The sequence below is a fragment of the Sinomonas sp. genome, assembly GCF_051955515.1.
Classification (GTDB): Bacteria; Actinomycetota; Actinomycetes; order Actinomycetales; family Micrococcaceae; genus Sinomonas.
The window spans coordinates 1-10,376 of the sequence record NZ_JBQCGQ010000099.1; the positions used below are offsets into that span (position 1 = coordinate 1).

Sequence of the window (10,376 nt, forward strand, 5' to 3'; positions counted from 1 at the left end):
GGCCCCGCCGATCGGTCCTGCGCTCGGTCAGCACGGTGTCAACATCATGGAATTCTGCAAGGCGTACAACGCCGCAACGGAATCCCAGCGCGGCAACGTCATCCCCGTGGAGATCACGGTCTACGAAGACCGCTCCTTCACATTCATCACCAAGACCCCGCCGGCGGCCGAGCTCATCAAGAAGGCTGCGGGCGTTCCCAAGGGTTCCGCGACCCCGCACACTGTGAAGGTGGCGAAGCTGACGGACGCTCAGGTCGAGGAGATCGCCAAGACCAAGCTCGAGGACCTCAACGCGAATGACGTCGAGGCCGCGAAGAAGATCATCGCGGGCACGGCCCGCAGCATGGGTATCACCGTAGAAGGCTGACGGCCTTCCTCTCACTGAAGACAAATGACGCACGGCGATTTCCGCCGTCGTCCGTGGCAGGGCCGAGCGCGGCCCATTGAGACCACAACTGCACAAGGAGAAACAGAGCAGCATGGCAAAGCGCAGCAAAGCATACGAGGCAGCGGCCGCGAAGATCGAGACCGGCAAGCTGTACGCTCCGGCGGAGGGTATCGCCCTCGCCAAGGAGATCAACCCCTCGAAGACGGACGCGACCGTTGAGGTCGCCTTCCGCCTCGGCGTCGACCCCCGCAAGGCGGACCAGATGGTCCGCGGCACGGTCAACCTCCCGCACGGCACCGGCAAGACCGCTCGCGTCCTCGTCTTCGCGACCGGCGACAAGGCTGCAGCGGCCGAGGCCGCCGGCGCCGACTTCGTCGGTTCGGACGACCTGATTGAGCGCATCCAGGGGGGCTGGACGGACTTCGACGCCGCCGTGGCCACCCCGGAGCTCATGGGCAAGGTCGGCCGCCTGGGCCGCATCCTCGGTCCCCGCAACCTCATGCCGAACCCCAAGACCGGCACCGTGACCCCGGATGTCGCGAAGGCCGTAACGGACATCAAGGGCGGCAAGATCGACTTCCGCGTCGACAAGCACGCCAACCTGCACTTCATCATCGGCAAGACCTCGTTCGACTCGCGCCAGCTGGCCGAGAACTACGCGGCCGCGCTCGATGAGGTGCTTCGCCTCAAGCCGTCGGCTTCGAAGGGCCGCTACATCCAGAAGGCCACAGTGGCGACGACGTTCGGTCCGGGCGTTCCGATGGACCCGAACGTGACCCGCGTTCTCCTCGAGGGCTGAGGAACGCACGGAGGGTGAGCGCCGAAGAATGAGGCGCTTGCCCGACGTAAGTCCCGGAAGCCCGAGAAGATCAATACCGAGGGCTGATCGAGCTTTCCCACGCAACGCCCCTTCCCGCAGTCCGCGGGGAGGGGCGTTGTGCATGTACGGGGCGTTTGTGAGACTGGCCCCATGAGCTCCCAGCACGGGGTGCAGCGTCTTCGACTGCCCGCCTCCATCCACGATGAGGATGGGGCGGACTTCCGGGAGTTCTCCGAGCTCACCGATTCGATCGAGCGGCAGATCTGGGGCAACGACGACCGCTGCTCGCCCGCGGCCTTCCGGCTCGGGGTCTGGCGGGATACCCGCTACGAGCTCACCTCGCTGTTCTTCGTCCGCCTCGCCGGTCGCATGGTGGGGCGGGGCTGGTGCCAGATGCCGCTCAAGGAAGACCGCGACCGCGCGACGGTCCGGGCGGAGGTGCTCGACGAGTTCGCGGGCCGGGGGATTGGACGCGTTCTGCTCGCCGCGGCCATCGAGGAAGCCGAGCGCTATGGCCGGACCCTGCTGAACTCGTTCACGGAGCACCCGGTGGGATTCGAAACGGAGGACGTCGTGGTGCCCTCGACGCGTGCGGGCGCGTTGCCGGCGGGCCAGCGTTCGGTCTCGTTCGCCCGCGCAGCGGGCTTCGCGCTCAGCCAGATCGAGCGCTTCAGCGAGCTTGTCCTCGACGCGTACGACGACGGATGGCCGGCTCTCGAGGCTGCGGCGAGAGCCGCCGCGGCCGGGGCGTACGAGGTGCTGCTCTGGGAGGGCATCCCGGAGGAGTTCCAGGACGAGATGGCGCTCCTGCTGGCACGCATGTCCACCGACGCGCCGTCGGGCGTGGACGCCTGGGACGCCGCCGAGTGGGACGCCGAGCGGGTCGCCTCACTCGAGGCCCAGCTCTTGGACGCGAGCACCCTGCCGCTCTACGCCGTCGCCCGCCATCGTTCGACCGGCCGTCTGGCCGGGTATACCTCCCTGTGGGTGCGCTCAGGCAAGGAGGACGTGGCGGACCAGGACGATACGCTCGTTGTGCCGGAGCATCGCGGCCACTCGCTGGGCCTGCTGATGAAGCTCGCGAACCTCCGGGCGTACCGCGAACGGTTTCCCACGGCACGCAAGGTCGTCACGTTCAACGCGGAGGAGAATCAGCACATGCTCGCCATCAACGAGGCCCTGGGTTTCAGGCCCGCGGGGTACGACGGCGAGTGGTACAGGAGGCTCGGATGAGCCACCCGCTCGATGACGAAGAGCAGGCGCTGGCGGAGGCAGCCTTCCGTCTCCCGGTTCCTCCCACCTCGGCGGTCCGCACCGAGGCGAGGGCCGCGCAGGTAGCGGGGATCGCCGTCGTCGTCAGCTTTGTCGCGGCCCTGATCGCCTTCGCCGGCCGCCGGCCCGGGCTCTCGGGGGGCAATGGCGTGGGTGACGTGGCCGCCGTCATCGGCGGGGTGGTCGCGGCGATCGTCCTCCCGCTCGCGTACCGGCACAGCTACGACCATCCCCAGCACCATTGGCTCGTGGAACGTCCGGCATGGCGCCGTTATCTGGGTCTGCTCGCGCTGGCAGCCGTGCACGGCGCCATCGCGTTCATGGCTGCCTGGGCAGGGTTCCGGATCTTCCAGCAGGCGTTCGGAAGCCTCACGATGGATCCGTTCGCGGGCGCGATCGCGACCTCGATCGTCGGAGGCCTTGCGGCCTACGCGACGTACCAGTCGGGCGCTCGCATGAACAGCTACCTCCTCTCGAACCTCCTCGCGACCTACCTTGGGGCCGGCGTGCTGACGTCGATGGTCACCACGACGAACCCGAACTGGTGGGAGGTCAACTTCAGCGTCCTCGGCGCGGCGAACAGCGGCGTGGCGTGGGCCTTCAACGCAACGCTCGTGACGGGCGGGATCGTCATCACCATGCTTGCCGAATACGTGACCCGGGACATCCAGGCCCTTGCGGCGTATCGCGCCGACAACGCCGAGGCTCACGCGGGCGCGCCGAAGGAAGTCCGGGGAGACGTGAAGACGCGTCCCGTGCTCGTGTGCCTGGTCCTCATGGGGATCCTCCTGGCCTGCACGGGCCTCGTCCCGGTCGACGTGTTCATGCCCGCGCACAACACTCTCGCCACGTCGATGTCCGGCGCGTATGTTGCGCTCGTCGTCGGACTCCCCAAATGGGTTCCCGGGCTGAGCCGCACGTTCCAGGTCACGGGCTTCGTGATGCTCGGGGGAGCGGTGCTGGCCGTGTTCCTCTGGTACCCCCTGGCGTACTACAACATGACCGCGATGGAGCTGTTCGTGGCGGGAGTGGTGCTGGGCTGGCTCGTGCTGCTCATCCGGAACGTCGCCGCTGCCCTTGAGGACGCGCGGAGACGGGCCCTGAGCGATCTGCTCGGCAGCTGACCTGCGGATTTGGTTCGATGTCGACACGTCGCGTACTCTGTAAAGACCAAAGACCGCCGGTCGCTGTTTCGTGTGCTCTGAGCATGCGGTAACAGTCTAAGGTCCCCGGAAGGGGCGGCCTGCGCAGGTGAACGAGCGCCAAGCTCTGGTGCGCCCTCGCGCGCCAGCTCTCCACGCCCCGTGCATCTGCGCGGGGCGTTCGTATTTTCCGGGAACCGAGTAATCGGCCTAGTTTCCCCGGAAGGAGGGTTATGGCAACGCCTAGCAAGGTGGCAGCTGTCGAGGAGATCACCAAGGATTTCCAGGATTCGGCCGCAGCAGTCCTGACCGAATACCGTGGGCTCTCCGTCGCCCAGCTCAAGAAGCTGCGTCGTGCGCTCGGCCAGGACAACAAGTTCTCGGTCGTGAAGAACACCCTGACCGCCATCGCCGCAAAGGAGGCCGGCGTCGAGGCGTTCGACGGCCAGCTTGCCGGACCGACCGCGATCGCGTTCATCAAGGGTGACGCCGTGGCGGCCGCCAAGAGCCTCACCGATTTTGCCAAGGAGAACAAGCAGCTGGTCATCAAGACCGGCTACTTCGAGGGCAAGGCGCTCGACGCGAACGAGGTGGCCGCTCTGGCCGCCCTGGAGTCCCGCGAACTGCAGCTCGCACGGGTTGCCGGCGTCCTCAAGGCGCCCATGTCCGCCGTCGCGCGCGTCATCGATGCGCTGCGCATCAAGCTTGAGGAAGAGGGCGGCGCTCCCGCGGCTTCCGAGGCTCCGGCCGCTGAGGCCGAGGCTCCTGCGGAGGCTGCTGAAGCTCCCGCCGAGGCCCCTGCCGAGAGCTGATCTCAACCCCCCACATACTCGGCGCGCTGAGGGCACACCCCGGCCGCGCCACTGAAACGAAAGGACGCCAACCATGGCGAAGCTCACCCAGGACGAGCTGATCGAGGCCTTCAAGGAGCTCACCATCATCGAGCTCTCCGAGTTCGTGAAGAAGTTCGAGGAGGTCTTCGAGGTCACCGCTGCTGCCGTGGCCGTGGCCGGCCCCGCCGGCGGCGGTGCTGAGGCTGCTGCTGAGGAGGAGAAGGACTCCTTCGACGTCATCCTCGAGGCTGCTGGCGACAAGAAGATCGCGGTCATCAAGGAGGTCCGTGGCCTCACGTCGCTCGGCCTCAAGGAGGCCAAGGACCTCGTCGACGGTGCTCCCAAGGCCGTCCTCGAGGGCGCCAACAAGGAGGCGGCGGAGAAGGCCAAGGAGGTCCTCGAGGCCGCTGGCGCTACCGTCACCCTCAAGTAAGCTCGCGCGCTTGCCCGAAGGGCCCCGGTTCCAGAACGGAACCGGGGCCCTTCCCGTTGAGCTGGTCCCCGTCAGGGGTTTGCTCGTTCAGAGGGGATCGCTGATGTCTGCCACCGTCGCGCCGAGCGTCGTGAGCAGGTCCTCCGCGTCCACGAACGCGCTCCGGCCGTGTTCGCCGGCCCCGAGGGAGATGCGCCCGCTGATGCTCGCGTCGGCGTAGACGGGCCAGGCCGTGGTCGAGCCGAGCGGGGTGATGGTTCCGCGTTCGTAGCCGGTTGCTTCAAGCGCGACGTCGGCGGCCGGCATGGAGAGCCGGTTCACCCCGACGAGCTTGCGGAGCTTGGGCCACGAGATCTGCCGGTCGCCGGGGATGAGCGCGAACAGGAAGCTCCCGTCCGGGTGCCGGACCACCAGAGACTTCACGATCTCCCGTGGCTCGATCCCCAGATTGGCAGCCGCTTCCTCGAGGCTGCGGGCGCGCCCGCGGGCGGCGACTTCGATGCGTAAGCCGCGCGCCGCGGCATCGTCCAGGAAACGCGAGTGTCCGCTCACGGGCCGCTCAGTCCCGGAAGAGCAGGAGCGCCTCGCCCTGCCCGCCACCCCCGCAGAGGGCGACGGCGCTGCGTCCCTTCCCGCGGCGCGCGAGCTCGAGCGCGGCGTGGCCTGCGAGACGGGCCCCGGATGCCCCGATCGGGTGCCCGAGGGCGATCGCGCCGCCGTGGATGTTCGTCCTCTCGAGCGGGTACTTGAGGTCCTTGAGCGACTGGACCGCGACCGAGCCGAATGCTTCGTTGATCTCGATGAAGTCAAGATCCTCGGTGGTCCAGCCCGCGCGCGAGAGCGCGTTCGCGATCGCGTTCGACGGCTGCGAGTGGAGTGAGTTGTCGGGTCCCGCCACCTGCCCGGGCTTGCCGACGACGGCGAGCCAGGGGAGCCCGCGCTCCTCGGCATAGGCGCGGCTCGCCAGGACGAGGGCGGCGGCGCCGTCCGAGAGCGGCGACGAGTTGCCCGCGGTGATCGTCCCGTCGGACGCGAAGGCGGGCTTGAGCGGCGCGAGCGTCTCGACGCTCGTGTTCGGGCGCACCCCCTCGTCCGTCGTCACCGGGATCGGATCGCCCTTGCGCTGCTTGACCTCGATCGGCGAGATCTCGTCGTCGAACACGCCGTCTTTCTGGGCCCGCGCTGCCCTCTGATGCGAGGCAGCTGCGACCTCGTCCTGCGACTTCCGGTCGATGCCGAGTGTCAGGTTGCGGCTCTCCGTCGAGAGGCCCATCGACTGCCCGTCGAAGGCGTCGGTGAGGCCGTCGTGGGCCGCGACGTCGAGCGCGGCAACGGTTCCGTACATCCAGCCCTGCCGCGAGCCGGGCAGCACGTGCGGGGCGCGGCTCATGGACTCCTGGCCGCCCGCGACGACCACGGTCGCGTCGCCGGCGCGGATCATGCGGGCGGCGTCGATCACCGCGGTAAGCCCGGAGAGGCACACCTTGTTGAGGGTGACACACGGGACGTTCCAGCCGATGCCCGCGGCCACGGCGCTCTGGCGCGCCGGATTCTGCCCTGCGCCGGCTTGGAGGACTTGACCCATGATGACGGCGTCCACGGCGTCCGGCCGCACCCCGCTCCTGCCGAGGGCCGCAGTGATGGCATGCGCGCCGAGGTCGACGGCGGAGAAGCTCACGAGCTGTCCGTTGAGCCGTCCGAAGGGGGTACGCGCTGCCGAGAGGATGACCACATCGTCGATGCCGCTGCTCATGGCGTCTCCTGTCACGTCGTTGTGGGCCGGTTGTATGCCTCGTCTGTTCAGGCTACCGCCGTTGAACCGCCCCGCGCGCGGGCTGCGAACTGGGTGTACAGTTTCAGCTGCAGGATCACTCCGCACCTGCCTCGCGATGGCGATGAAGCCCCCGCTCGAAGGCACTTGACCGGATCCGACTTGTGCGCTAGACACGTGCGCTTAAAGCGGCTATGCTAGATCTTTGCGTTCTCCCTTTCTGACCTCCAGCCTTCATATAGCGGTGGGCTCGTGGGCGGCCGTCCATTTAACAGAACAGTTGCTGGGCAGCCGCATGGTTGGGGGAGGGTGCGGACAATCCTGAAGGTCTGTGGAAGGATCCCTCTTGGTCGCCTCGAGCACCTCTGATACCCAAACCGCTAACACGGACGGCGCGCGTAGCCGGCTCTCTTTCGCCAAGATTCACGAGCCCCTCGACGTCCCCAACCTCCTCGCCCTCCAGACCGAGTCCTTTGACTGGCTCGTCGGCAACGAGCGCTGGCAGGCCCGCGTGGCCAAGGCCGCGGAGGAAGGCGACGCAAGCGTCGCCACCACGTCCGGCCTCGCCGACATCTTCGAGGAGATCTCCCCGATCGAGGACTTCCAGGGCACCATGTCCCTGAGCTTCTCGGACCCTGAGTTCGCGGATCCGAAGTACACCATGGAGGAGTGCAAGGAGCGCGACGCCACCTACTCGGCCCCGCTGTACGTCAAGGCCGAGTTCATGAACAACAACACGGGCGAGATCAAGCAGCAGACCGTGTTCATGGGCGACTTCCCGCTCATGACCGAAAAGGGCACGTTCGTGGTCAACGGCACCGAGCGTGTCGTCGTCTCCCAGCTCGTCCGTTCCCCGGGCGCCTACTTCGAGCGCGCGGCGGACAAGACGAGCGACAAGGACATCTTCACCGCGAAGATCATTCCGTCCCGCGGTGCCTGGTTCGAACTCGAGATCGACAAGCGCGACCAGGTCGGCGTGCGCCTCGACCGCAAGCGCAAGCAGTCGGTGACCGTCCTCCTCAAGGCGCTCGGCTGGAGCGAGGGGCAGATCCTCGAGGAGTTCGGCGAGTACGACTCGATCCGGGCCACGCTTGAGAAGGACACCACGGAGACCCGTGAGGACGCGCTCCTGGACATCTACCGGAAGCTCCGTCCGGGCGAGCCCCCCACGGTCGACGCGGCCCAGTCGCTGCTCGACAACCTCTACTTCAACCCGAAGCGCTATGACCTCGCCAAGGTCGGCCGCTACAAGATCAACCGGAAGCTCGGCGTCGACCGCCCGCTCTCCGACCGCGACGCCTCGGTCCTCCACATCGAGGACATCGTGGCGATGATCAAGTTCCTCGTCGCGCTGCACGCAGGCCAGAAGTCCATCCCGGGCGTCCGCGACGGCCAGCCGTTCGAGGTCCGCGTCGAGGTCGACGACATCGACCACTTCGGCAACCGCCGCATCCGCGCCGTCGGCGAGCTCATCGAGAACCAGGTCCGCACCGGCCTGTCCCGCATGGAGCGCGTGGTGCGCGAGCGCATGACGACTCAGGACGTCGAGGCGATCACGCCGCAGACCCTCATCAACATCCGGCCCGTGGTGGCTGCGATCAAGGAGTTCTTCGGAACGTCGCAGCTCTCGCAGTTCATGGACCAGAACAACCCGCTCTCGGGCCTCACCCACAAGCGCCGTCTCTCGGCGCTCGGCCCCGGCGGCCTCTCCCGCGACCGCGCCGGCATGGAGGTCCGTGACGTCCACCCGTCGCACTACGGCCGCATGTGCCCGATCGAGACCCCTGAAGGCCCGAACATCGGCCTGATCGGCTCTCTCGCCTCGTACGGTCGGATCAACCCGTTCGGGTTCATCGAGACGCCGTACCGCAAGGTGAGCAACGGCGTGGTCTCCGACCAGGTCGAGTACCTCACGGCAGACGACGAGGCCGAGGTCCAGATCGCGCAGGCCAACTCGCCCCTGAACGAGGACGGCAGCTTCGCCGAGGACATGGTCCTCGTCCGCCAGCGCGGCGGCGGCGGCGAGCCGGTCCTCATCCCGGCCGATGAGGTCGAGTTCATGGACGTCTCCCCGCGCCAGATGGTGTCGGTCGCGACCGCCCTCATCCCCTTCCTCGAGCACGACGACGCGAACCGAGCCCTCATGGGCGCCAACATGCAGCGTCAGGCCGTGCCGCTCGTCCGTTCCGAGGCGCCGTTCGTCGGCACCGGCATGGAGCGCTCCGCAGCGGTTGACGCGGGCGATGTCGTCGTGGCCACGAAGGCGGGCGTCGTCACCGAGGTCTCGGCGGACCTCGTCGTCGTCCTGAACGACGACGGCACGGAGACGAACTACCGCATCGGCAAGTTCGACCGCTCGAACCAGGGCAACTGCTACAACCACCGGGTTCTCGTGAACGAGGGCGACCGCCTCGAGCTCGGCGGCATCATCGCCGACGGCCCGGCGACTGATCAGGGCGAGCTCGCGCTCGGCCGCAACCTCCTCGTTGCGTTCATGTCGTGGGAGGGCCACAACTTCGAGGACGCGATCATCCTCTCGCAGCGCCTGGTGTCCGAGGACGTCCTGTCCTCGATCCACATCGAGGAGCACGAGATCGATGCCCGCGACACGAAGCTGGGCGCGGAAGAGATCACCCGTGACATTCCCAACGTGTCCGAGGAAGTGCTGTCGCAGCTCGACGAGCGCGGCATCATCCACATCGGCGCTGAGGTCGAGGCCGGCGACATCCTGGTCGGCAAGGTCACCCCGAAGGGTGAGACCGAGCTGACCCCGGAGGAGCGCCTCCTGCGCGCGATCTTCGGCGAGAAGTCCCGCGAGGTCCGTGACACGTCCCTCAAGGTCCCGCACGGCGAGTCCGGCACCGTCATCGGCGTCCGCGTCTTCGACCGCGACAACGACGACGAGCTGCCCCCGGGCGTCAACCAGCTCGTGCGCGTCTATGTCGCTGCCAAGCGCAAGATCACGGACGGCGACAAGCTCGCCGGCCGCCACGGCAACAAGGGCGTCATCTCCAAGATCCTGCCCATCGAGGACATGCCGTTCCTCGCCGACGGAACTCCCGTCGACGTCGTTCTCAACCCGCTCGGCGTGCCGGGCCGAATGAACGTCGGCCAGGTCCTCGAGACGCACCTCGGGTGGGTCGCTAAGACCGGCTGGAAGATCGAGGGCGAGCCGGAGTGGGTCAACAACCTCCCGAACCTCCCGCGTGAGACGGGCCCGAACCAGAAGCTCGCCACCCCCGTGTTCGACGGCGCGCGCGAGGAGGAGATCTCCGGTCTCCTCGATTCGACGAACGTGACCCGCGACGGCGACCGCCTCATCAACTCCACGGGCAAGGCGCAGCTGTTCGACGGCCGTTCCGGCGAGCCGTTCCCGGACCCGATCTCCGTGGGCTACATGTACATCCTGAAGCTCCACCACCTCGTGGATGACAAGATCCACGCTCGGTCCACCGGTCCGTACTCGATGATCACCCAGCAGCCGCTCGGTGGTAAGGCGCAGTTCGGCGGCCAGCGCTTCGGCGAGATGGAAGTGTGGGCCCTCGAGGCCTACGGTGCGGCCTACACGCTGCAGGAGCTCCTCACGATCAAGTCCGACGACATCCACGGACGCGTGAAGGTCTACGAGGCCATCGTCAAGGGCGAGAACATCCCCGAGCCGGGCGTCCCCGAGTCCTTCAAGGTCCTCATCAAGGAAATGCAGTCCCTGTGCCTGAA

The 10,376-nt window shown here is 67.4% G+C and carries 9 protein-coding genes; 7 read left to right on the forward strand and 2 right to left on the reverse strand.

The window, feature by feature from the left end; translation table 11 throughout:
• From rplK to rplL, 6 genes are all read left to right on the forward strand, one after another.
• A partial coding sequence (rplK, locus tag ACTHL9_RS05430; RefSeq protein WP_440517828.1) for a 50S ribosomal protein L11 occupies nt 1-367 on the forward strand: 367 nt, incomplete at its 5' end.
• Nucleotides 368-479: 112 nt separating this feature from the next.
• Nucleotides 480-1,187: a 50S ribosomal protein L1 gene (rplA, locus tag ACTHL9_RS05435; RefSeq protein ID WP_440517829.1), complete on the forward strand. Its 708-nt coding sequence runs from the start codon at nt 480-482 to the stop codon at nt 1,185-1,187.
• A gap of 171 nt (nt 1,188-1,358) precedes the next feature.
• Nucleotides 1,359-2,441 carry a GNAT family N-acetyltransferase gene (locus ACTHL9_RS05440; RefSeq protein ID WP_440517830.1) on the forward strand — a complete coding sequence of 361 codons (1,083 nt, stop codon included), beginning with the start codon at nt 1,359-1,361 and terminating at the stop codon, nt 2,439-2,441.
• Nucleotides 2,438-3,604 (forward strand): hypothetical protein, encoded by a 1,167-nt coding sequence (locus ACTHL9_RS05445; protein WP_440517831.1) that lies wholly within the window; start codon nt 2,438-2,440, stop codon nt 3,602-3,604. Before ACTHL9_RS05440 ends, ACTHL9_RS05445 begins: the two co-directional genes overlap by 4 nt.
• A 251-nt stretch (nt 3,605-3,855) precedes the next feature.
• Nucleotides 3,856-4,434 carry a 50S ribosomal protein L10 gene (gene rplJ, locus ACTHL9_RS05450; protein ID WP_440517832.1) on the forward strand — a complete coding sequence of 193 codons (579 nt, stop codon included), beginning with the start codon at nt 3,856-3,858 and terminating at the stop codon, nt 4,432-4,434.
• Nucleotides 4,435-4,507: 73 nt separating this feature from the next.
• Nucleotides 4,508-4,888, forward strand: a complete 381-nt coding sequence (gene rplL, locus ACTHL9_RS05455) for a 50S ribosomal protein L7/L12 (protein WP_440517833.1) — start codon at nt 4,508-4,510, stop codon at nt 4,886-4,888.
• An 87-nt stretch (nt 4,889-4,975) separates the two neighbouring features.
• Here rplL and ACTHL9_RS05460 read toward each other — a convergent pair whose 3' ends face one another.
• The gene (locus ACTHL9_RS05460) at nt 4,976-5,440 is read right to left on the reverse strand and encodes an aminoacyl-tRNA deacylase (protein WP_440517834.1); all 465 of its coding nucleotides are present in this window, start codon (nt 5,438-5,440) and stop codon (nt 4,976-4,978) included.
• Between the two features lie 7 nt (nt 5,441-5,447).
• Nucleotides 5,448-6,641, reverse strand: a complete 1,194-nt coding sequence (locus tag ACTHL9_RS05465) for an acetyl-CoA C-acetyltransferase (protein ID WP_440517835.1) — start codon at nt 6,639-6,641, stop codon at nt 5,448-5,450.
• A 364-nt stretch (nt 6,642-7,005) separates the two neighbouring features.
• Here ACTHL9_RS05465 and rpoB point away from each other — a divergent pair.
• A partial coding sequence (rpoB, locus tag ACTHL9_RS05470; protein WP_440517836.1) for a DNA-directed RNA polymerase subunit beta occupies nt 7,006-10,376 on the forward strand: 3,371 nt, incomplete at its 3' end.

Excerpts from the sequence above, each read along its gene's own strand:
- ACTHL9_RS05465 (WP_440517835.1), bottom strand. The coding sequence starts at position 6,641 with ATGAGCAGCGGCATCGACGATGTGGTCATCCTCTCGGCAGCGCGTACC.
- ACTHL9_RS05445 (WP_440517831.1), top strand. The coding sequence starts at position 2,438 with ATGAGCCACCCGCTCGATGACGAAGAGCAGGCGCTGGCGGAGGCAGCC.
- rplA (WP_440517829.1), top strand. The coding sequence starts at position 480 with ATGGCAAAGCGCAGCAAAGCATACGAGGCAGCGGCCGCGAAGATCGAG.
- ACTHL9_RS05440 (WP_440517830.1), top strand. The coding sequence starts at position 1,359 with ATGAGCTCCCAGCACGGGGTGCAGCGTCTTCGACTGCCCGCCTCCATC.
- rplL (WP_440517833.1), top strand. The coding sequence starts at position 4,508 with ATGGCGAAGCTCACCCAGGACGAGCTGATCGAGGCCTTCAAGGAGCTC.
- rplJ (WP_440517832.1), top strand. The coding sequence starts at position 3,856 with ATGGCAACGCCTAGCAAGGTGGCAGCTGTCGAGGAGATCACCAAGGAT.